This is a genomic window from Streptomyces sp. KLMMK (genome assembly GCF_036961605.1).
GTDB lineage: Bacteria > Actinomycetota > Actinomycetes > Streptomycetales > Streptomycetaceae > Streptomyces > Streptomyces telluris.
The window spans coordinates 1-22,241 of the sequence record NZ_JBAMDC010000041.1 but is presented as its reverse complement, the minus strand read 5'-3'; the positions used below and the strand labels follow the sequence as shown (position 1 = coordinate 22,241).

General features: G+C 72.3%; 14 protein-coding genes and 1 pseudogene. 10 read left to right on the top strand and 5 right to left on the bottom strand.

Annotated features, from left to right (window positions below; translation table 11 throughout):
- Positions 1-349 precede the first annotated feature (349 nt).
- Complete coding sequence (locus V7793_RS10595; RefSeq protein WP_336004762.1) at positions 350-1,216, bottom strand: NAD(P)-dependent oxidoreductase; 867 nt, start codon at positions 1,214-1,216, stop codon at positions 350-352.
- Here V7793_RS10595 and V7793_RS10590 point away from each other — a divergent pair.
- Positions 1,215-1,616, top strand: coding sequence for a winged helix-turn-helix transcriptional regulator (locus tag V7793_RS10590; protein ID WP_336004758.1), 402 nt, complete (start codon positions 1,215-1,217; stop codon positions 1,614-1,616). The genes V7793_RS10595 and V7793_RS10590 overlap by 2 nt on opposite strands.
- Before the next feature lie 1,202 nt (positions 1,617-2,818).
- On the top strand, positions 2,819-3,811 hold the full coding sequence (dhaK, locus tag V7793_RS10585) for a dihydroxyacetone kinase subunit DhaK (RefSeq protein WP_336004755.1): 993 nt from the start codon (positions 2,819-2,821) through the stop codon (positions 3,809-3,811).
- A gap of 40 nt (positions 3,812-3,851) precedes the next feature.
- On the opposite strand, the gene V7793_RS10580 is transcribed toward dhaK, so the two are convergent.
- The 4 genes from V7793_RS10580 to V7793_RS10565 form a co-directional block, all read right to left on the bottom strand.
- Positions 3,852-5,999, bottom strand: a complete 2,148-nt coding sequence (locus tag V7793_RS10580) for a nuclease-related domain-containing DEAD/DEAH box helicase (RefSeq protein WP_336004750.1) — start codon at positions 5,997-5,999, stop codon at positions 3,852-3,854.
- 100 nt (positions 6,000-6,099) lie between these two features.
- A complete protein-coding gene (locus tag V7793_RS10575) occupies positions 6,100-7,245 on the bottom strand; it encodes a M4 family metallopeptidase (protein ID WP_443057876.1) in 1,146 nt (381 codons plus the stop codon).
- A 113-nt stretch (positions 7,246-7,358) separates the two neighbouring features.
- The gene (locus V7793_RS10570) at positions 7,359-8,117 is read right to left on the bottom strand and encodes a response regulator (RefSeq protein WP_336004747.1); all 759 of its coding nucleotides are present in this window, start codon (positions 8,115-8,117) and stop codon (positions 7,359-7,361) included.
- Positions 8,110-9,942 carry a sensor histidine kinase gene (locus tag V7793_RS10565; RefSeq protein ID WP_336004744.1) on the bottom strand — a complete coding sequence of 611 codons (1,833 nt, stop codon included), beginning with the start codon at positions 9,940-9,942 and terminating at the stop codon, positions 8,110-8,112. The genes V7793_RS10570 and V7793_RS10565 overlap by 8 nt, the downstream gene beginning before the upstream one ends.
- Positions 9,943-10,638: 696 nt before the next feature.
- Between V7793_RS10565 and V7793_RS10560 the strand changes: the two genes are divergently transcribed.
- The 8 genes and pseudogenes from V7793_RS10560 to V7793_RS10525 all read left to right on the top strand — a co-directional run.
- On the top strand, positions 10,639-11,676 hold the full coding sequence (locus V7793_RS10560) for a radical SAM protein (protein WP_336004741.1): 1,038 nt from the start codon (positions 10,639-10,641) through the stop codon (positions 11,674-11,676).
- 125 nt (positions 11,677-11,801) lie between these two features.
- Entirely contained in the window at positions 11,802-14,567 is a 2,766-nt protein-coding gene (gene lanKC / locus V7793_RS10555; RefSeq protein WP_336004739.1) for a class III lanthionine synthetase LanKC, read from the top strand.
- Between the two features lie 421 nt (positions 14,568-14,988).
- Positions 14,989-17,676 (top strand): class III lanthionine synthetase LanKC N-terminal domain-containing protein, encoded by a 2,688-nt coding sequence (locus V7793_RS10550; protein WP_336004737.1) that lies wholly within the window; start codon positions 14,989-14,991, stop codon positions 17,674-17,676.
- On the top strand, positions 17,673-18,953 hold the full coding sequence (locus V7793_RS10545) for an MFS transporter (protein ID WP_336004735.1): 1,281 nt from the start codon (positions 17,673-17,675) through the stop codon (positions 18,951-18,953). Before V7793_RS10550 ends, V7793_RS10545 begins: the two co-directional genes overlap by 4 nt.
- Positions 18,940-19,134: a Fe-S cluster assembly protein IscX gene (gene iscX / locus V7793_RS10540; protein ID WP_179083861.1), complete on the top strand. Its 195-nt coding sequence runs from the start codon at positions 18,940-18,942 to the stop codon at positions 19,132-19,134. Before V7793_RS10545 ends, iscX begins: the two co-directional genes overlap by 14 nt.
- A 304-nt stretch (positions 19,135-19,438) precedes the next feature.
- A complete protein-coding gene (locus V7793_RS10535; RefSeq protein WP_336004733.1) occupies positions 19,439-21,049 on the top strand; it encodes a M4 family metallopeptidase in 1,611 nt (536 codons plus the stop codon).
- Between the two features lie 216 nt (positions 21,050-21,265).
- Positions 21,266-21,649, top strand: a complete 384-nt coding sequence (locus tag V7793_RS10530) for a hypothetical protein (protein ID WP_336004730.1) — start codon at positions 21,266-21,268, stop codon at positions 21,647-21,649.
- Positions 21,646-22,241: pseudogene (locus tag V7793_RS10525) on the top strand (hypothetical protein); the annotation flags it as partial. The gene V7793_RS10530 and the pseudogene V7793_RS10525, both read left to right, overlap by 4 nt.

The window sequence follows — 22,241 nt, the reverse complement described above, 5'->3', positions numbered from 1 at the left end:
CAAGGTCAGTGCCTGTGCGAGAACCTGCGGAATGTGGGCCGGGGCGGCGCAGTCACCTTCGAAGCACCGGCGCCGCCTCACGGCACGAGCCCGGCCGCGCTACGCGAACCGGACTCTCCAGCGGCATGTGTGGTGGTTTCCATACTTCTGCCGAGCGTCGCTGCCACCCCTTGAACGCCATCCCCACTGTGACTGAGCGTGCCAGTTGGCCAGTGAGCGATTGGGGTGGCCGTGGCGTTGGCTTAACGGCCACAGCTGTGGGTACGGCCTGTGCCTGGCGTGGGCGCGGTGGTGACGGCCGTCGCACGAACCGATGGCGGCGCCCGCCCGCCTCAGCCGAGTGGCCGGTTCAGTCGCGGAGGAGTTCGGCGACGTGAGCGTAGGAGGCGTCCCCGTAACCGGCCGTCATGCCCTTCCTGGCGATCTCGTGGGCGGCGGAGATGACCGTACTGTCCACCCCCCGGCTGCGGGAGGCGCCGAGGACGTGGGACATGATGGCCGCCGCCGAGCGGAGGTTGGAGCCCCCGGCGGGGTAGCTGCCGGTGTCGACCTGCTCGGCGAAGGCGTCGATGACATCAGGCAGGAGACCGGCGACCCCCTTGGCGTAGGGGGCCAGGTCGCGGGCGGTGACGCCCTCGGCCCCGGCGAGGGCGAAGGCGTGGACGACACCGGTCAGCGCGGTCCAGAAGATGTCGAGCAGCGCGACGTCGTGCGCCCCCGCACGGCCAGGGTCCGAACCCAGGTGCACGCAGGTGCCGCCGACGGCCTGGAGGGCGTCGCGGTGGCGTTCGTACACATCGGCCGGGCCGCTGTGCAGAACCAGGGTGGACGGGCCGCCGACCAGGTACGTCGGAACCATGATGGCACCGTCGAGGTAGTCGATCCCGTGCGCGGCGGCCCACTCGGCGGTGGCGCGGGCGTCGTCGGGAGTGCCGGCGGTGAGGTTGGCCAGGGTGCGGCCCTTGAGCGCGGCGGTGTACGGGGCGATGACGGCGCGGACGGCGTCGTAGTCCAGCACGCAGACCACCACGAGGTCGCTCGCCGCGATCGCGTCGGCAGCGGTCGCGGCCTCGACGGCGCCGCTTTCCACCAGGCCGTCCGCCCGGCCCGGGGTACGGTTCCACACGGTTGTGGGATGGCCCGCGGCCAGGAACGAGGACGCCAGGGCCCGGCCCATCGGGCCCAGGCCGAGAACGGTGACGGGGGAAGCAGACATGGGAAACTCCGAGATCGTGACGGTGACCGATCCGCACACATGCGGGATGGGCGTGGCCGTCGGGGCGTTCGAGGGCAAATGGAAGTCGTTCATCATGTGGGCGCTGTCCGACGGCCCGCGCCGTTTCGGTCAGACCCGGCGACTGGTCACCGGCATCAGCGAGAAGGTGCTGACCCAGCAGCTTCGGGAACTCCAGGCGGACGGGATCGTGCACCGGGAAGACCACGAAGAGGTACCGCCCCGGGTCGAGTACTCACTGACCGAGCAGGGCCGTCGGCTCTACGAACTGCTTGAACTGCTCTCCGCCTGGGGCCGGGATCACCTGGCCGCGAGGGAAGGGTCGATGAGGGACGAAGGGCTTGGCGCGCCTCCACCAGACTCCCCGGGCACCGCCTCTTGATCAAGTACGCACCTTCAGGTACGTGCCACGCCCCGTCTCGGCCCGGCCCGGCCCCCGCACTGTCCCGCCGCCATCCCGCCGAAGGCGGGCAAGGGGCGTCGTCCGCCCAACTGGCCAAGCGAAGCGCTCAGTGTGCGACACGAAGTCGCACCACGTAAGTAAGGACAGCCACGTGAAGGAGGCCATCGGGGTGCAACAGGTGAGGGGAAGGCTGGACGGGCGAACGCAAGTGAGCCCTTTATGATGCCTCGCGACTTTGAGACCGCGTCGATGGCGTGTCGGCGGCGGTCACAGGACCCGGTGCTGAAAGGCACCAAGCGACTTCGGGTAATTGAGCCCGGAGGGAGGACACCGCTGGTCCCGGGGTAGAGGGGCGCCCACCCCAGCCGCGTCTTACTGGTGCGGAACGTGGAAACCCCGTCGAGGTCCAAGCCACTGGCTTGGTAGGCCGATCGTAAGGAAGGCTGAAGTACCCGGCGGGAGAAGGAAGATCCAAGAAGCGAAGGCCGGCAGGCCGAAAGGCCGGAGGAAACCGGGAGTGGGACCTTCACTCTCGCATAACTCGCCGGATACGGGTCCTGATGGCCCGGCCCGAAAGGGCGCCCACGTGGATCAGGTGAGCCTTTGAAGACACCACTGCAAGGAAGCCGGAACCCGAGGGACAAGTTGGACACCGGAGACGAACATGGAGATCACGGCACCTGTCGTGATGCCCTCGCCTGCGATGAATGGGCCCGAGGACGACTTACTCGACCGGCACGGCAACGACTGGGCCACCTGTGAGGAGAACGTACGGCGGCTGAGGCAGAGGATCTTCAAGCCAACGCAGGAATCCATCGGTCGTCGAAGCCCTGGAAGGCCAGACCGGTCAAGCGAGTATTCATCTCGAAAAGCAACGGGAAACAGCGACCACTCGGCATTCCGACTGCTCACCCATACGGCCCGCAAAGGCCGCTCGGGATCACGTACGGGAAGCTGCTGCGCCGAGTCATCTCCGGCGTCGGTACTGTTCCCTGGTCAGGCGACGCAGCCCCAGGAAATATGACGGGTGGTCAGCAAAGTCAGCATTCAGTCAGCATCAGACCCGCCAGAGGTCGCCGCAGGCCGCCGGAGCCCGCCGAGGTCAACCATCCCTCATCCCCCTGCTGACCTGCTAAAACACAGGTCAGCGGCCTACCCGACCAACACCTGAGGAGCCCCGCATGAAAATGCTGATCAACGTCCCCGAGTCCGTCGTCCCCGACGCCCTCCGCGGTATGGCCGCCGCGCATCCCGAGCTCAGTGTCGACGTCGAGCGGCGCATCGTCGTGCGGCGGGACGCGCCCGTGGCCGGGAAGGTGGCGCTCGTGTCCGGGGGCGGGTCGGGGCACGAGCCGTTGCACGGGGGGTTCGTGGGGGCCGGGATGCTGGATGCGGCGTGTCCCGGGGAGGTGTTCACCTCGCCGGTGCCCGATCAGATGGTGCGGGCCGCCGCTGCCGTGGACAGCGGCAAGGGCGTGTTGTTCATCGTGAAGAACTACACGGGTGACGTCCTCAACTTCAACATGGCCGCCGAGCTGGCCGAGGACGAGGGCATCCAGGTGGCGAGCGTGCTCGTCAATGACGACGTCGCCGTCACCGACAGCCTGTACACCGCCGGGCGGCGCGGCACCGGGGCCACGCTCTTCGTGGAGAAGATCGCCGGTGCGGCCGCCGAGGAGGGGGCGCCGCTGGAGCGGGTGGAGGCGATCGCGCGGCGGGTGAACGAGGCGTCGCGCAGCTTCGGGGTGGCTCTGGCCTCGTGCACCACTCCCGCCAAGGGCAGTCCCACCTTCGACCTGCCCGCAGGGGAGCTGGAGCTCGGCGTGGGCATCCACGGCGAGCCGGGGCGGGAGCGGCGGGCGATGATGACGTCGGGCGAGATCGCGGACTTCGCCGTGGACGCCGTGCTGGCCGACCTGCAGCCGACCGGCCCGGTGCTGGCGCTGGTGAACGGGGCCGGAGGGACGCCGCTGCTGGAGCTGTACGGCTTCACCGCCGAGGTGCACCGCGTCCTGCGCGAGCGCGACGTGCCGGTGGCGCGGACGCTCGTCGGCAACTACGTCACCTCGCTCGACATGGCCGGCGCGTCGGTGACGCTCTGCCAGGTGGACGAGGAACTGCTGCGGCTGTGGGACGCGCCCGTGCAGACGCCCGGGCTGCGCTGGGGACGCTGACCCGCCGCCCGCTGCCACCGCCGCTGCCACCGCCACCGGTTCAGCCCCGCGTCACCGATCCCAGCCACAGCGTGTCCCGCGCCCTCGTCATCGCGACGAAGAGCTGGCTTCGGTGGAGCTCGCGGCGCTCGCGGACGACGCCCTCGTCGGTGCCGTCGCCCGCCCCGGCCGCGGCCGGGGCGTCGTGGTCGGGCAGGTGCACGTGTTTGAACTCCAGCCCCTTGGCCCGGTGGTAGCTGCCCAGCTTCACACCGGGCACCGGCCGGCCGTCGTACTGCTCCAGGGTGATCGCGGGTATGCCGGCCCGGGTGAGCAGCCGCCGGTAGCGGTCCCGCTCCGTTCCGGTGCGGCAGAGCACCGCGGAGTCGGGCCACGCTTCGGGGCCGAGGGCGTGCAGGGCGGTGAGGAGCGCCTCGTCGTGCTCGGCCCGGGTCGCCGCCGTGAACCTGGTGACCCGGCCGTCGCCGTAGGCGGGGTCGACGTCGCGGCGCCCGGCCGTCGGGGTGCCGTCGATGTCGTCGAAGGAGTCGTCGGCGACGACGGCGAGGGCGGCGTCGAGGATCTCCTTGGCGTTGCGGTAGTTCTTGCGCAGCACCTGTCCGCGGCCTCGGACGTCGATGCCCGCGTCGGAGAGGCGGAATCCGCCGGGGTAGACGGCTTGCTGGCCGTCGCCGACGAGCAGCAGGCCGTTGTGCGCGTCGCCGACGAGCGCGTGGAGCAGTCGTACGCCGACGAAGGTGAGGTCCTGGACCTCGTCGACGACGACCGAGGTGTACGGGGTGGCGCCGGGGTGGGCGAGGGCCTCGGCGAGGGCGAGGGCGAGGATGTCGTTGAAGTCGTGCACGCCCTTGCCGGTGCGGTTGCGCTCGTACTCCTCGTACAGCGCCCACACGGCCTCGCGGTGGGGCCGGCGCAGATTGGTGCGGCGGCGCCAGCGCCGCAGGGGCGGGGCGTACTCCTCGAAGGCCGTGAGCCCCCGGCCCTTGATGACGTAGTCGATCTCGTCCTTCCAGTATCCGGGTGCCGGGTCGAGGGTCTCCAGGACCGTGCCGCGGCCGTGGCTCTGCCAGGCCCGGCCGAAGGCGCCCTCGGCCCTGTCGCGGTCGAGCCTGCTCGCGACGCCGCGTTCGCGGAGGAACTCGCCCGCCCAGGAGTGCAGGCTCCTGAAGTCGACCCGGTCGGCGACGGCCGGGGCCATCGTCCGCAGGAACGTGCGCTGCACGCGGGGCAGGTTGTTGGCGAAGGTCACGTAGAGAATCCGGCCCGGGGTGCGTGCGGCGAGGTACGCGGCGCGGTGCAGGGCGACGACGGTCTTGCCGGTGCCGGCCGGTCCGCTGACGCGCGCGGGGCCGGACCAGTTGCGGCGTACGAGGGCGAGCTGGTCGGGGTGGAGGAACGTCATCCACTGTTCGATCGGGGCGCTGCGGGCGGCTTCCAGGGCCGCGTTCCGTATCCCCTCCGCGTCGAAGAGCGCGTCCTCGAAGAGCGCGTCCCCGGGCCCGGCCGCGGAGGGCGCCGCCGATGCCGACGGTGCCGCCGACGGCCCCGACACCGCCGACACCGCCGATGCCGTCGGCGCTGCGGGCCCGGTGCGGGCCGAGGTGTCCTCGTAGTCGCGGAACACCTGCTCCAGGTGGTCGGCGACGGCCTTCACCTCGGACGGGCGCAGCCGCAGCCGTTCGGCGACGAGCGCCGGTGTCACGTCCCGCTCCCCCAGCAGCCGTACGGTGCCGAGCCGGGCGTTCACGGACCGGCCGGCGAAGACCATCAGCGGCTGGACGGCCACGGGGGACAGGTTCCGCGCGGAGACGGCGTTCTCCGCCAGCCGGGTCACCTTGAGCAGCTTGTCGACCTCGCGGTCGTACGTGCGTCCGCCGGCCGTCAGGTGCCCGCCGGCCGCCTCGGGGGCGTGGCGCCAGTTCTTGACGTCGATGACGAAGACGCCCCCGGGGCCGACGAGCAGCATGTCGACGTTGGCCGAGCGGGTGCCGGGCCAGCGCCGGTCGAGCAGCAGGCGCCAGCCGCGCCGGGTGAGGACCTGCAGCTTCGCGGCGACTTTGCGTTCGCCCTCGCTCGCGGCTTCCCAGTTGCGGACCTCCCACTGGGCGGCCCTGAGCTGTTCGCGCAGCTCGCGTTCGTACCGCCGGGCCTCCTGCGCCCGCTTCCACGCCGATCCCCCCGCGCCCATGAATGCCCGCCCCTCCCCGACCGCCCCCGGACGTAAAGTGATGATCTTATAACGCACCGGAGTGGTCGCGGGAGGTCTCGGACGTGACGCGGCGGCCTCCTTACTTGACGTTGACCGCCGCCCACGCGGCGGCGACCCCCGCGTACTCGCCGCTGCTCGCGCCGTAGAGATCCGCCGCCGCGCGCAGCGTCGCTCCACGGGCCGCCGCGTAGGTGGTGTTCGAGGTCATGTGGGCGGTGAGCGCGCGGTACCAGATCCGCTCGGCGGCGGACCGGCCGATGCCCTTCACGGGCTTGCCGTCGCAGGTGGGGCTGTCGTAGGCGACGCCGTTGATGACCTTGGGGCCGCTGCCCTCGGCGAGCAGGTAGAAGAAGTGGTGGGCGGGGCCGCTGGAGTGGTGGACGTCGATGCCGCCGATGCCCGGGTACCAGTAGTCCTTGGACCGGCCGTCCTTGGAAGGGTGGTCCATCCGGCCGCTCACGCTGTTCCCGGTGATGTCGGTGCGCTCGCCTATGAGGTAGTCGCCCGGGTCCGCCGGGTTGTTCGCGAAGAACTCGGCCGCCGCGGCGAAGATGGTGCTGGTCGCCTCGTTGAGGCCGCCGGACTCGCCGCTGTAGGTCAGCTTGGCGGTCGCCTCCGTGACGCCGTGGGTCATCTCGTGCGCGCCGGTCTCGATGGTGACGGGGGACCGCCCGTTCCCGGTGCCGTCACCGTCGCCGTCGCCGTACGTGATGCAGCCGCTGCCGCCGTCCCAGAAGGCGTTGGCGTAGTGATTCCCGTAGTGGACGCGGCTGCAGGTGCCGCGGCCGTCGCCGTGGACGCCCTTGCGGCCGTGCGTGCCCAGGTAGTAGTCCCAGACGACGGCCTGGACGTAGTGGGCGTCGACCCCGGCGGACTGCCGTCCGCCTTCGCACCAGATGTTGTCGGCGTCGGTGAACAGCGTGCCGTTGCCGGTGGTCGCGCCTTTCATGTCGTACGTCTTGTGGTTGCCGCGCTTGGGGTCGTTGAGCTCGTAGAGGCCCGTGGTGGTGTTGCGGGTGGTGTCGAGCGTGACGTCGCCGTAGCTGCCGCAGCCGGTGCCGGTGGCCGGCTCGCCGGCCGGGTGGGCGCTCGCGGGGCCGGCCTGCAGTCCGGACACCAGGAGGACGGCGGCGGCCTGGAGGGCCAGAGCGGGAGCGACGGGCCTTCTGCGGAACTTTCCGCGGAGCTTTCCGAGGGAGCCCGGGACGGGCTGTCTGCGGGGCATGCGGCACCTTCTTCGGGCTGCGACGGTGAGGGACGTGTCTGCCGGGGGAACCGTGGGGCAGGAACGAGCGTGCCACCGCATGCCGCTTCTTGTCAGGATCCCGACAATGAACGTCAGTTGTGCGGCGCTTGCGATCCATGTGATCCATGTGATCCATGTGGTCCATGTGGTCCACGCGATCCATGTGATCCGTTCGGCCCGTGCGGCGCGTGCCGGAGGTAGGCCAGGACGGCGCTGACGCGCCGGTGCAATTGCGGTATTTCGGCGAGGCCCAGCTTGGCGAAGGTGGAGTTGACGTGCTTCTCGATGGTCGACTCCGACAGCCGCAGGGACTCGGCGATCGCCCGGTTGGTCTTGCCCTCCGCCATGTGCCGCAGGACGTCGAGCTCCCTGCGGGTGAGCCGTGACAGCGGCGCGTCGGCAGTGCGGGCGTGGCTGCCCATCAGCACCTCCACGATGCGCGGGTCGACCACGGAGCGCCCCGCGACCACCTCGCGCAGAGCGCGCAGCAGTTCGTCGACCTCGCCGATGCGCTCCTTGAGGAGGTAGGCGAGGCCGTCGGTGCCGCAGCGGAACAGGTCGAAGGCGTAGTTCTCGTTGGCGTGCTGGGAGAGCACGACGACGCCGATGCCGGGGTGGCCCGCACGGATGGCGTGCGCGGCGGTGATGCCCTCGGTGTGATGGCCGGGCGGCATGCGGATGTCGGCGATGACGACGTCGGGGCGGAAGCGCTCGACGGCGTCGAGGAGTTCGACGGCCGTGCCGACCGCGGCGACGACGTCGGCCTGTCCGGTGTCCTCCAGCAGCCGCCGGGTGCCTTCGCGCACCAGATAGTGGTCCTCGGCGATGACGACGCGCAGGGGGTCAGGCACGGGTCTCCTCCCTCACTCGCTCCACGAGCCGCGCACGGATGGTGGTGCCCGAACCGGTGCCGCTGGTGATCGTGAGCTCGCCGCCCACGGCCTCGATGCGGTCGCGCATGCCGGTGAGCCCGGAACCGCGGGTGGTCTCGGTGGGGAAACCGGCGCCGTCGTCGCGGACCTCCACCAGGAGCCTGCCGCCGCTGCGGGCGATGCGGATGGTGACGTGGGTGGCTCCGGCGTGCTTGAGCACGTTGGTGAGCGCCTCCGAGACCAGGTAGAAGGCGGACTCCTCGATGTCGAGGGCGAAGCGCACCCCGCCCAGCGACTCCTCGCTGTGGACGGTGACGGGGAGGGGCATCCGGCGGGCGCAGGAGGTCACGGCGGCCACGAGTCCCTGATCGGTGAGGATCGGCGGGTGGATGCCGTGGGCGAGTTCGCGCAGCCCGTCGATGACACGGTAGGCGTCGTCCTGCACCTCGGTCAGGGCCGCGTCGATGTCGCCGCCGCGGTGCAGGCGGTTGCGGGCGAGGGCCAGTTTGGCGACGAGGGCGACGAGTTCCTGCTGGATGCCGTCGTGGAGCCGGCGTTCGATGCGGCGGCGCTCGGTGTCCTGGGCGTGGACGATGCGGGCGCGGGAGGCGTCGAGCTCGGCGGCCTGCCGCTGCACCTCCTCGACCCGGGCGCACAGCTCGGCGGCCAGGCGCACGTTGTGCACGGCTAGGGCGGCGGACCGGGCCAGGGTCTCGCCGATGTCGTGGTCCTCGGGAGTGCAGCGGCCCTCGGCCTTGGGGCCGTATTCGATGAGGCCCAGGACGTCCTCGCCGTACAGGAGGGGGAACTCCCCGAGGGGCGCGGCGCCGGGGGGCCGTTCCCCGGCCCCGGCGGCGGACACGGGCAGCCCGTCGCCGCCGAGCCGGACCGCGACCCATTGCAGGTTCAGGCCCTCGCGCAGGCCGGTGGCGAGCTGCGGCGCGAGCCGGTCGAGGTCGTAGGCGTGCTCCAGGGTGGTGCCGAACTGGACGAGGAGCTCGAACCGGCTGAGGCGCTTGCCGAAGACGCGGCGCTCGGCGAGGGCGTTGAGGCGGGCGCGCAGCGGCTGGAAGAGGGCCGTGGCGACGACGGCGACGAGCAGGGACAGACCGACGGGGAAGTACTGGCCCGCGGTGAGCCCGAGGGTCAGGGCCATGCCGAGGTACCAGCTGTTGATGATGAGCCACAGGGACCCGTAGACGGCCGAGCGGCGCAGCACGAGGTCGACGCCGAGGAGGCGGTGGCGGAAGGCCGCGTAGACGATGACGAGGGACACGGCCACGTAGGGCAGCGCGCCGAGGACGGCGCCCACGAAGTAGAGCACGCCCTGCTCTCCCTGCCAGGAGCGGAAGAGCCGGGAGGCGCCCCGGACCAGCAGGAGCGCCGCGCCGGCCGCGGCGAACGGCAGCAGGGCGGCGACGTCCGGGCGGCCGGCGGCGGGCGCGCGCAGGCAGCGGACGACGAGGAGGGCGGCGCCGAGGCCCGGCATCCAGGCCTCGGGGTAGTAGAAGACGACGTAGTGGACGGACAGCTGCGACATCCCGGTCAGGGGCAGCAGGAGGGGCAGGGCCAGCAGTCCCCACAGGGCGCGCAGGATCCGGCGCTCGTAGGGGAAGAGGACGGCGCCGTCGGGCAGCAGGGCGAGCAGCCGGACGAGGAGGATGCTGACGATCAGGTCGCACGTCTGGCTGAGGACCTGGAGGCCGTAGTCCGCCGGCAGGAGGAGGGCGTAGGGCCGCGGGCGCAGGTTCCAGCCGAAGGCCCGGATCAGCAGTGTGGTGCTGTAACGAATCGCAATGGTCACCGAAAGCCAGGTACCGATCAGCAAAAGGCGCCTTGCGACCGGACTTGACGGCGCGTGCCACCAAATGAACAAGCCGGCGAAATAGCACGGGAGAACGGAGCCCAGGATCCACGGCAGCGTATACCTGTTCTGCAGCTGGGTCGTCCCGACGAGTGTTGCCCAGAGCATGCACAGTCCGCCGCAGACGGCGATGACGCGCATACCCCCGCTTCTGGCTGCTGCCACGCAGGACATTATCGTGGGCCGTCCCGACGGCAGTCCAGAGAAGAAATCCCCCGACGTGCATGGCGGTTAACCTCCATGCACATTGGAGGGCCCCCGGGTCCCCCGGAAAGGCGGCGCCCAGCAGACTCGGGGCATCGCATCAGGGAAGCGGTACGGGGGAGACCGGACCCGGGACGGCGCGCCCTCCGGGGCGCCCGGGCCCGGTCTGCCGGCCCGCCGCCGGCCTTTCGGTTTCTCCGGGTTCCCCGAGTCCTTCGAGAACGGGTGGCTGCCATGAGTCGTTCCTCCGGTTCCGAGTCCGGTTCCGAGTCCGGTCCTGAGCCTTGTTCCGAGCCTTGGTCCAAGCCTTCTTCCGGTGCGTCGTCCGGTCCCTCTTCCGGTCCTCTTTCCGGTCCTTCTTCTGAACCTCGTGCCGAGTCCGGCCCTGGCTCCGGCTCCGGCCCCGGCCCCGGCCCCGGCCCCGGCCCCGAAGTGATCGTCTGGGACACCACCTATGCCTGCCCCCTGCGCTGCTCGCACTGCTACTCGGAGTCGGGCCGCCGCCCGTCCCGGCAGCTGAGCCCGCCGGACATGCTGCGGGTCGCCGACGCCCTCGTGTCGCTCGGGCCGCGGGTCGTCGCCCTGTCCGGCGGCGAACCGCTCATTGTCCAGGGCATCTTCGAGGTGGCGGCGCGGCTGCGCGACGCAGGCGTGAGGATGTCTGTCAACACCAGCGGCTGGGTGATGAACCGGGCGCTCGCCGCACGCCTCGCGGACCACTTCGACGAGGTGATCGTCAGCCTCGACGGAGCGACGCCGGAGGTCCACGACCGCATCCGGGGCCGGGCCGGCTCCTTCGCCCGGGTCATGGCCGCGCTGGCGCTGCTGGACGAGGTGGCGGAGGAGCGGCTGGCGGCGGGGCGGAAGCGGCTGGTCTTCGGCATCGACTGCGTGGTGATCCGCAGCAATTTCGGTCAGCTGGAGGACTTCGCCGCCGACATCGCCCACCGGTTCCCCCGGCTGCGCACCCTGGCCTTCAATTCGGCCGTCCCCGAAGGGCTCGCCAGCCGCCCGGAATTCTGCCGCCGCGAACTCCTCGACGACGCCCAAGTGGCCCGGTTGACCAGCGCGGAACAGCTGGCCCGGCTACGTGATCTCGCCCCCGCTTCGGTGTCGGTCTTCACCACGGACAACTTCAACCTCGCCATGACCCCCGAGCGGGTGGCGCGCCGCGTCGACACCCCGGTGATGCAGGTGGAGCCGGACGGCAGGGTGCGCGGCATCCCGGTCTACGAGGGCACGGTCGGCAGCCTCCTCGAAGAGCCCGCGGCGCTGCTGTGGGAGCGCACGCTGGACCGGCTGAAGGATCCCTTCGTCGTGGAGACCCTCTCCTCGGTGCACTCGATGCAGACCTGGGCGGAGGCCGTCCGGCGGATGGACCTCCGCTTCGCTTCCCCGGAGGACCTGGCCAGGATCGGCCGGCGCTCGGTCCGTACGAATCCCCCGGAATTCGCCCCCGTCACTCACTGACCGGCACTCTTCGAAAGCCGCGGGTACGCAATGGCCGGACGGATTTCACCCCGGCTCCCCCCAACCCCCGCTTCGCCTTCCCCACCGATGGAATTCCTCGTCGCTGCCGAACGGAGGAGCCGCCCATGATGAAACTCAAGGACTACGACCGTTTCTACCGGGCGGACCAGGAATTCTTCGAATTCCCCGAACGGCTCGACGACTCGGCGGAAAGGCTGCCCGCCGCACACCGCATACCGCCGAAGGGCTGGGAACGTACGGACGCGGGCTGGTGGGTGGCCCTGCGGCCCCGGGCGGTGGAACCGCCCGCGCAGGGATGGCGGATCCACGTGTCCGTGACGCTCCCCCACCTCCCGCGGGCGGCGGAGATCGTCCGAGGCTTCTGCCTGCGCCACGGCGTGCCCTTCGACGTCGTCCGCAGTGTCGCCGCCGCCCGGGCGCTGGGCGACGAACACGCCGACCGGCTCACCGGCGCCGACCTGATGACGCTCCACCCCGCCGACGAGGCCGCGCTCGCCGGTGCGCTCACGGAGCTCACCACCTTGCTGGAGACGCTCCCGGGCCCGTACGTCATCGGCGGTCTGCGCCACCGCTCCGGCCCCCTGTACGTCCGCTACGGCTCCTCCGGGGCCCGGCGATGTCCCGAGGCCGTCGGCGACAGCGGGGGCTACGGTCCCGGCGACGAGCCCGCCCTGGTCCCCGCACTGCAACGGCCCGACGGGAGCCTCGTCCCCGAGAACCGCCGCCCGGTCTTCCGCTGCCCGGACTGGGTCCCCCTGCCCGGGATCCTCGGCCCGGACCTGGCGGCCCTGCACACCGCCCCCGACGGCCCGTTCCCCTACCGGGTGCGGAAGGCCCTGAACCTCACCAACGGCGGCGGCACGTACCTCGCGACCGACGGCGTCACCGGTGCCACGGTCGTCCTGCGCGAGGCGCGGCCCCACGCCGGGCTGGACCTGCGCGGCGACGACGCCGTCACCCGCCTCACCCACGAGCGCACCGTCCTCGCGCGGCTGGCCGGCCTGGACTGCGTGCCCCGCGCCCTCGGCCACCACGTCCACGCCGGGCACCACTTCCTCGCCGTCGAGCACGTCGAGGGCCGCACGCTGGCCGAAGCCGCGGCCGCCGGGTTCCCGCTGACGTCGGACGAACGGGCCGCCAAAGAAGCACCCGGGTACGCCGCTTGGGCTCTGGAGACCGTGGACGGAGTCAGTGGAGCCCTGCGCGCCCTCCACGCCCGGGGCCTGCGCCTCGGGGAGCTCAACCCGAAGAACATCCTGCTCCGCGCCGACGGGCGCGTCGTCCTCGCCGACTTCGAGACCGCCACGGACCTGTCCGACGACAGGGCGCCGGCACTGGGCGAGGAAGGGTTCACGACGCCGCCCGGCCTGCGGGGCGCGGACGCGACGGCCTTCCTCCTCGACGCCCTGCGGCTGTGGCTCCTCCTGCCCGTCCCGTACCGCAGCCCGGCGACGCTGCGCGTCCTCACCGCGGCCGTGGACGAGCTGTACCCGCTGCCCGCGCGTTTCGGGGACGGACTGCTGACCGGGCTCCTGACCGGGCTGCGGCCCGGCCCGTCCAGCCCCTCCATCCCGTCTGGCCCGTCTGGCCCGTACGGCCCGTACGGCCTGCCGCCTCACAGCACCGGACCGGTGCACGGGGACGACGACGCCCCCGAGGACCACGCCGGGATGCTCGCCGCGGAGCGCCCCGACTGGCCGGCCGTCCGGGACTCCCTGGTGGCCGGCATCCACGCCATGGCCACGCCGGAGCGCGAGGACCGGCTCTTCCCGTGCACGCCGACCGGCCCGGACTCCCTGGGCGGCTACGCATTCGACTACGGCGCGGCCGGGGTGCTCTACGCCCTGCACCGGGTGGGCGCGCAGGTGCCGGCGGAGTACGTCGCGTGGCTCGTGGCCGCCGCCGAGCGCGACCCCGCCCCTCGGCCGGGCCTGTTCGACGGGCTGCACGGCGTCGCCCTGACCCTCGACCTGCTCGGCCGGCGCGAGCAGGCCCTCGAAGTCCTCGCCCGCTGCCGCCCGCTCGACGCGCAGGCCGTCCGCCCCGACCTGGCGGGCGGCAAGGCGGGCATCGCCCTGAACCTGCTGCGGTTCGCGCGGGTCACCGGGGACGGAGCACCGCACGAGAGCGCGCTGCGTACCGCCGAGGAGTTGGCCGGGGTCGTCACATCCGGTCCGCTCGCCGCCCGGCGCGGCGTGCCCCCGCCCTGCGGCCTCCTGCACGGCGCGGCGGGAATCGCCCTCCTCTTCCTGCACCTGTACGAGGAGACCGGGGAGAGGCGTCACCTCGACCTCGCCGACCGTGCGGTGGGCCTCGATGCCGACCGGTGCACCGTCCAGGCCGACGGCGCCCTCACCCTCTTCGACGGCACCCATCACCTGCCGTACCTGCACGGCGGGAGCAGCGGGCTCGCGTTCCCCCTGCAGGGCCTGCTCAGGCATCGCCCCGGGGGTGACAGGGCCGCGACACTCGCCGCCGTCCGGCACACCTGCCGGGCCCTCTACGTGCGCAACTCCGGGCTGCTGCGGGGGCGGGCGGGCGCGATCGCCACGCTCGCGGCGCTGGACGGCCCTCTTCCCGGAACCGGAGAGAGGAACGGGGCCGGAGAGAGGAACGGGGCCGGGGAGAGCGACGGGGCCGGGAACGAGCCCGCGGTCCTCACCCAGATCCGCCGCCTGGCCTGGTACGCGCACTCCTACCGCGGGCACCTCGCGTTCCCGGGCTTCCGGATGCTGAGGCTTTCGGCGGACCTCGCCACCGGTTCGGCAGGCGTGCTGCTCGCTCTGGGATCCGCGTTCGAGGGCAACGGCCCCGCCCTGCCGTACCTCGACCCGCGGCCGCCGACCCGACGAGCCGAAGAGCGGAGGTGATTCGGATGTCGGAGATCCTGGACCTGCAGGAGCTGGAGGAGGAGACCCCCTCCCTGTGGCCGTGTGCCAACAGCTCCCACAGCTCCCTCGGCATGGGCTGACGGTCCGTGCACGAGTCTGCCGGATCCACGCGATGCACCGGTCCGAGGAGACCTGAGAGGAGGTGAAGCACATGTCGGAGGTCCTGGAACTGCAGGAGCTGGAGGAGGAGACCCCTTCCGTGTGGCCCTGCGCCAACAGCTACGAGAGCGCTCGCGGCGTCGCCTGACGCGTCGTTCTCCGTAAGGACTGCCGGCCGTGGGCTGCCCGCGGCCGGCAGGTCGTCAGCGATCGGAGGTGCAGCCCCGCAGAGGTCCCGTCCGCCCGCAGAAGTCCGCAGGAATCCGTAGGAATCCGCAGAAGTCCGCAAGGGAAGGTCACCATGCTCGCTCAAGGTCATCTCGTCGCGGACCCCTTCTTCGTCGAGACGCTCGACCGCATCGAGGACGCCGCCGACCGCTTCGCCCGCGCGGCCGGCCCTCCGCCCCCGGGCTGGCGGCGGGCCGAGCGCGGCGGCTGGGTGAACATCCACCGCCCGGAGGCCCGGCTGCCCCGGCAGGGCTGGAAGATCCACGCCTCCGCCACGGCCGCCCGGGCGGAGCACGTGGTCGACACGGTCTGGGACTACTGCACCGGGCGCGGCATCTGCTTCAAGTTCCTCCGGAGCGCCACCGTCCTCAAGCAGGTCAACAGCAAGCAGGCGCCGCGCTCGGCCGGGGGCAAGCTCGTCACCGTCTACCCCGCCGGCGACGACGAGCTGGAGCGGACGCTGACGGACCTCTCGGCGCTGCTGCGCGGCGTCGAGGGCCCGTACGTCCTGAGCGACCTGCGCTGGGACGAGGGCCCGCTCTACGTGCGCTACGGCGGTTTCAGCCTCGCCTACTGCTTCTCGCCCGAGGGCGAGTACGTACCGGCGATGGAGGGGCCGGGCGGCGTGCTCGTGCCCGATGTGCGCGGGACCGCGTTCCGGGTGCCGCCGTGGGTGGAGGCGCCCGCCTTTCTCGGCGCCCGCATCCGGGCGGCCGCGGCGGGCACGCCCGGGGGCTTTCCGTACCGCGTGGAGAAGGCACTGCACTTCTCCAACGGCGGTGGTGTGTACCGCGCCGTGGAGCGGGACTCCGGCAGGCGGGTCGTCCTTCGGGAAGCGCGGCCGCACGCCGGTCTGGACGACAGCGGCCTGGACGCCGTGGCGCGCCTGGGGCGCGAGCACGCGGTGCTGGAGCGGCTGGCCGGCCTCGACTGCGTGCCCCGGGTGTACGCGCGGACGCGCCACTGGGAGCACCACTTCCTCGTGGAGGAGCTCGTCGAGGGCGAGACCCTCCAGGAGGCGGTGGGCAGGCGCCACCCGCTGTTCCGGCACAGCTCCGGCGAGGAGGAGGTCGCCGCGTACGCGCGGTGGGCCTGCGACGTCCTCGGGCGGATCGAGAAGGCCGTGGCCGAACTGCACGCGCGCGGCATCGTCTTCGGGGACCTGCAGCCCGGCAACGTCATCGTGCGCCCCGACGGCAGCGTCTGCCTGGTCGACTTCGAGACGGCCTTCGAGACGACCTTCGAAACGGCCGCCGAGAGGGCCTCCGAGAGGACCTCCGAGTCGTCCTCCGAGGCGTCCTGCGCGCAGGACGACGCCGATCTCCGGCCCGCCCTGGGCACACCCGGGTTCACCGCCGCGTGGGCCCGCTCGGGTCGCGCCGTCGACACGTACGCGCTCGCCGCCCTGGCCCTCGCGCTGTTCTGCCCGCTGACGCCGCTGCTGCGCTTCGACCGGGCGAAGTACGCGCAGCTGGCGTGCTGGGTGGAGGGGCGGTTCCCGGTGCCGCCCGGCTTCGTCGACCGGCTGCGCAGGGAGCTCGCGCCGCCGGCCTCCGCACGGGTCGCGGCCACGCCGTTCGCGGACGTCGCGCCGGACGACTCGCCCTGGCCGGAGGAGCGTACGGCCGACGGGCGGGCCGCACTGGACTCCCTCCGCGAGGGCATCCTGCTCAGCGCGACGCCGGAGCGCGAGGACCGGCTGTTCCCCGGGGACGTGCGGCAGTTCGACGATCAGGGCGCGTCGCTGGCGTTCGGGGCGGCCGGGGTCCTGCACGCCCTGTACGTCACGGGACGGGCGGAGTACCCCGCGTTCGGCGACCACGTGGACTGGCTGGTGCGGGCCTGTGAGCGCACCCGCTGGCCGCGGCCCGGGCTGTACGACGGGCTGGCCGGCGTCGCCTATGTCCTGGACGAGCTGGGCCGGCCGGGCGAAGCCCGTGAAGTGCTCGCGCGGCTGGACGGGATCGACCTCCAGGGCTGTGGCGCGGGCCTGTTCGGCGGTCTCGCCGGGATCGGGCTGACCCGCCTGCACTTCGGTGACGCGGACGGGGCGGCGCAGCTCGCCGGCCGGCTCGCCCGCGCGCTCGCGGGCCGTGAGCAGGTGGCGGGCAAGCCGGACGCCGTGGGTCTCACGCACGGCTGGTCGGGACCGGCGCTGCTGTTCACCGGGCTGTATGCGAAGACCGGCGAACAGGCGTGGCTGCGGCATGCGGAGACCGCGCTGGCGCGGGATCTCGGCCACTGCGGTACGCCGCGCGAGGGTCAGGTCCACGTCCGGGAGGGGCAGCGGTGGCTTTCGACCCTGGACCGCGGCAGCGCGGGCATCGCCCTCGCCCTGGACGCGTACCTGCAGCACCGCCCCGGCGACCCGCACTTCGCGCTCCTCCGCGACCGCATGCGCGACGGCCTCGGCACCGAGCTGCTCCTCTCCCCCGGGCTCCTGGACGGCCAGGCGGGGCTGCTGTACGGCCTCGCCCACCTTGCCGGCCCCGACTCCGCACTGGTCCCGCACCTGCGGAGTCTGGGCCTCCACTGCGTACGGTTCCAGGGCCGGCGGGCCTTCGCACTGGACGGGCTGCTGCGGCTGTCCATGGACCTCGCGACCGGCGCCGCGGGCGTCCTGCTGGCGGTGCACACCGCGCTGGCCGGCGGCCCGGCGCGGATGGCGCACCCGCCCCTGCCGTTGCTCCCACCGCCATTGCTCCCGCCGCCGCTGTCGCCACCCGCGCCGTGCGGACGTCCACCGGGGTCGGGGCCGTGAAGCCCACCACGGCCGGGCGCCCGGGCCCGCCCCCCGACAGCCTGCGCCGCAACCGGGACTTCCAGCTGCTCTGCGCCGGGCAAGGGCTGTCGATGCTGGGCTCGGGCGCCTCGGCCATCGCGCTGCCGCTGCTGGTCCTTCAGGCCACGCACTCGCCATTGCACGTGGGGCTGGTGGAGGCGGTGTGGACCGGCGCGCTGGCGCTGGCCTGTCTGCCGGCGGGCCCGGTCGCCGACCGCTTCGACCGCCGCACGGTCCTGCTGGTCTGCGAGACCGGCCGTGCGGCCGCGAGTGCGGCCCTGGCGGCCGCGGTCCTCACCGGCTTCTCGCCGCTTCCGGTGCTGCTGGCCGCGGGGGTGGTGCTCGGGTTCCTGACGGCGCCGTTCAACGCCGCGGTCCTGCCGGCGGTCCGGCAGGTCGTGCCGGAGAGCAGACTGGCCACCGCCCTGGCGGTCAACCAGGTGCGGGGGCAGTTCGCGTTCCTGCTGGGGCCGGTGGTCGGCGGTGCGCTGTTCGAGGCGGGGGCGAGCTGGCCGTTCTGGCTGGACAGCGTCTCCTACGCGGTCTCCGCCGGATGTATCGGCGCGCTGCGGACGCGGACACGGCCGCCCCCGCCGGACGCCGGGCGCGAGGGCCTGTGGCGGTCGTTCACCGTGGGCATCGGATTCCTGTGGAACGAGCGCCTGCTGCGCCGCCTGACCCTCATCGCGTCGGCGCAGAACTTCGTCTTCGACGGGGTGTACCTGGCCATCATCGTGATCAGCGCGCGGCAGGGCGCGTCGGGGCTGTCCGTCGGGATGCTCACGGCGACGTCGGCGGTGGGGGCGATGGCCGGGGTCGTCCTCGCCCCGCGCGTGGGCCGGCTCCTCTCTCCTTCCCGGGTCCTGTCCGCAACCGGTGTGCTGTGCGCGCTGCTCGTCGGCGCGATGGCCTTCACGGCGAGTGCGCCGGTCCTCGCCGTGCTGATGGCGGGGTGCGCCCTGGCCGTGGCCGTCTCGGGGTCGGTGCTGACGGTCGCCCGCCTGCTGCGCACCCCGGCACATCTGCAGGGCCGGGCGAACAGCGCCATCGGCCTGCTGTTCATGGCCACTCCCCCGCTCGGCTCGTCCTTGACCGGTCTGTTCCTGGACGAACTGCCCGGCTACGCCCTCTTCCTGCTCTTCGGCGCGCTCCTGGCCGCCCTCGCCGCCGCGTCCCCGCGCGATGCGCTCGGCACGGCGGACTCCCTGGACCGTTCGAACGGTGTAGGTCACACTCGGGCGCATGCGATGGACTGACATCCAGCAGATAGCGGCGCAACTCGCCGCGAAGCACCCGGACCGCAAGCCGCTCGCCGTCGAATTCCCCGAGGTCCGCGATCTGGTGGTCGGACTGGACGGCTTCGGCGACGACCCGGCGCGCTACAACGTCCGCATTCTGGAATCCATACAACTCGCGTGGAGCGACAGAAAGGGCTGACCATCGATGCCCCATCCGCCCTTCCTGAGCAGCGGAGCGGCGGGTGGGGCGCACGCCGGGACGGAGCTCCGGGGCCGCACGGCCCATGAAGGCCGGGCCGCCGATACCACCTCTCCGGCGGCGGCGACGGCACCGAACCGGACATCGTAGGAAAACTCCACGCCACTCCTTGTCACGCACCTGTCAACTTTGAGCGCGAGCTGGCACCATCCTCTCGATTCACTCCTGCATCAACGGGCAGTCCGCCCTGGGATGTCCGATCCCTCGCCGGGCCGCGGCCCGGCGCCCCTGCTAGGAGACAGAGTTGAGATTCACCACCCCCCGCAGCCACACCGTCCGCACCACCGCCCTCCTCGCCTCCGCCGCCCTGTGCGCAGTAGCCGTGCAGACCGGCGTGGCCGGCGCCCAGGCCGAGCGCGGCCCGAGCGCCATGGCGGTCCCGATGAGCCCCGACCAGCGGGCGTCCGAGATACGCGGCGCGCAGGACAACGCCGCCGCCACCGCCGGGAAGATCGGCCTCGGCGCCAAGGAGAAGCTGGTCGCCCGGGACGTCGTCAAGGACGCGGACGGCACCGTGCACACCCGCTACGAGCGCACCTACGCCGGACTCCCCGTCCTCGGCGGCGACCTCGTCGTCCACCAGGAGCCGAGCGGCCGCACCTCCGTCACCAAGTCCACCCAGGCAGCCATCTCCCTCACCTCCACCGATGCGGCGCAGCCCGCCTCCGCAGCGGCGAGGACCGCCCTGTCGGCCGCCTCCGCGGCGCACACCGCGAAGCCCTCGGCGGGCACGCCGCGCAAGGTCGTCTGGGCCGCCTCCGGCACACCGGTCCTCGCCTACGAGACGGTCGTCGAGGGCGTGCAGCGCGACGGCACCCCGAGCGAGCTGCACGTCGTCACCGACGCCGCGACCGGAGCCGAGCTCTTCCGCCACGAGGCGATCGAGACGGGCACCGGAACCAGCCAGTACAGCGGGACCGTGCCGCTGACCACGACCAAGAGCGGCAACAGCTACCAGCTCAACGATGGCGCGCGCGGCGGCCACAAGACCTACGACCTCAACCAGGGCACGTCCGGCACCGGCACGCTCTTCTCCAACGCGACCGACACCTGGGCCGGCGGCCGGCTCACCGCGGGCGTCGACGCCCACTACGGCGCGGCCGTGACCTGGGACTTCTACAAGAACACCTTCGGCCGCAACGGGATCCGCAACGACGGCAAGGGCGCCTACTCCCGCGCCCACTACGGCAACAGCTACGTCAACGCGTTCTGGAGCGACGCCTGCTTCTGCATGACCTACGGCGACGGGACGGGCAACAAGAAGCCGCTCACCGCCATCGACGTCGCGGGCCACGAGATGACCCACGGCGTCACCGCCGCGACCGCGAAGCTGATCTACAGCGCCGAGTCCGGCGGGCTCAACGAGGCGACGTCGGACATCTTCGGCACCGCGGTGGAGTTCTCCGCCAAGAACTCCTCCGACGTCGGCGACTACCTCATCGGCGAGAAGATCGACATCTTCGGCAACGGCAAGCCGCTGCGCTACATGGACAAGCCGTCCAAGGACGGCAACTCCGTCGACAGCTGGTACAGCGGCGTGGGCGGCAAGGACGTCCACTACTCCTCGGGCGTCGCCAACCACTTCTTCTACCTGCTGTCCGAGGGCAGCGGCGCGAAGACGATCAACGGCGTCCGGTACGACAGCCCGACGTCCGACGGCTCCAAGGTCACCGGAATCGGCCGGGACAAGGCGGCCGCGATCTGGTACAAGGCCCTGACCTCGTACATGACGTCCAACACCAACTACAAGGCCGCGCGCACCGCGACGCTGTCGGCCGCCGGTGCGCTGTACGGCACCACGAGCACCGAGTACAAGACCGTCGGGGCGGCCTGGAGCGCGGTCAACGTCAAGTAGACCCGCGTCCCGTCCCGCTCGTTCCGGGGCCCGCCCACCTCCACCGGGCGGGCCCCGCACCCCTGTCCGCGTACCGTCCGGATCCCGCCACACCTCCGCTTTACATGTGCCGAGAGAAAATGCCAAAACTCTCCCCTCACAGCACTCACATCGATTACCTTCCGTCGCAGCGATGACGCCACTGGTAATCGGGCACGGGGGGCTGGAGAGGATCGTGTGACCGGTATCGACGGGTGCCTGGCCGAGGCCATGACCATCCCGGGCGCACGGGGCGCGAGCCTCGTGGACTGGACGAGCGGGCTCGCGCTGGGAGAAGCGGGCGAGGGACCCGGGCAGGACCACGAGAGCGCGGCGGCCGACGCCGCGGAGCTGGCCCGGCTCGCCTTCGAGAACAGCGCGTTCACCGCGGCGACCGCACGGACCGGGCCGGTGGAGGACCTGATCGTGACCGCGCGCGGCAGCTACCACCTCCTCCGCTTCGTGGAGACGGAGTTCGACAGCAGCGTCTGCCTCTACCTGTGGCTGGATCGCGACGAGGCGAATCTCGCCGTCGCCCTGTTCCGGCTCAAGGGCCTCGCCGAGCGGCTGGTCCTGGCGTGACCGGCATACCTGCGGCGTCACCCGCACCGGAGTTGCCCGTACGGGAGTTGCCGTTAAGGGAGTTACCGGCTTCCGCCCCCGACCGGCCCGCTCCCGCCCCGGACCGGCCCGCCCGCACGCCGGACCGGCCCGCCCCCACGCTGGACCGGCCCGCCCCCACGCTGGACCGGCTCGCCGCAGAAGGAGCGACCGGCGCCCTGCACGGCCGCGTCGGCGCGCTCTACCTCACCGACGGCGCCGTGGTGCACGCCGAGAGCCCGGTCGTGCCCGACATGGGGTGGCGGCTGACCGCCCGCGGACGGCTGTCCCCGCAGGCCTGGGAGGAAGCGGTCGCGGAGGGCGGGCCCGGCTACCGGGCGGGCAGCCTGCTGGTGGAGCGCGGCCGGCTAAGCCGCGGCGAGCTGGAACTGTGCCACCTGAGCGCGCTGTTCGACGCGGCCTACTTCGTCCTGTCCCCGCTCGACCGCTCCCAGCGCGCGCCCGACCGCTTCCTCGGCGAGGCCCGGCACTGGCTCGGCCCCATCCGCCCCGTCCCCGTGCCCGTGCTCCAGCGGGAGGTCGGCCGCAGGCGGAGGCTGCTGGAACGGGCCTG

Coding starts and splice junctions, on each gene's coding strand:
- lanKC (WP_336004739.1), top strand. CDS start 11,802: ATGATGAAACTCAAGGACTACGACCGTTTCTACCGGGCGGACCAGGAA.
- dhaK (WP_336004755.1), top strand. CDS start 2,819: ATGAAAATGCTGATCAACGTCCCCGAGTCCGTCGTCCCCGACGCCCTC.
- V7793_RS10595 (WP_336004762.1), bottom strand. CDS start 1,216: ATGTCTGCTTCCCCCGTCACCGTTCTCGGCCTGGGCCCGATGGGCCGG.
- V7793_RS10575 (WP_443057876.1), bottom strand. CDS start 7,245: ATGCCCCGCAGACAGCCCGTCCCGGGCTCCCTCGGAAAGCTCCGCGGA.
- V7793_RS10550 (WP_336004737.1), top strand. CDS start 14,989: ATGCTCGCTCAAGGTCATCTCGTCGCGGACCCCTTCTTCGTCGAGACG.
- V7793_RS10580 (WP_336004750.1), bottom strand. CDS start 5,999: ATGGGCGCGGGGGGATCGGCGTGGAAGCGGGCGCAGGAGGCCCGGCGG.
- iscX (WP_179083861.1), top strand. CDS start 18,940: ATGCGATGGACTGACATCCAGCAGATAGCGGCGCAACTCGCCGCGAAG.
- V7793_RS10590 (WP_336004758.1), top strand. CDS start 1,215: ATGGGAAACTCCGAGATCGTGACGGTGACCGATCCGCACACATGCGGG.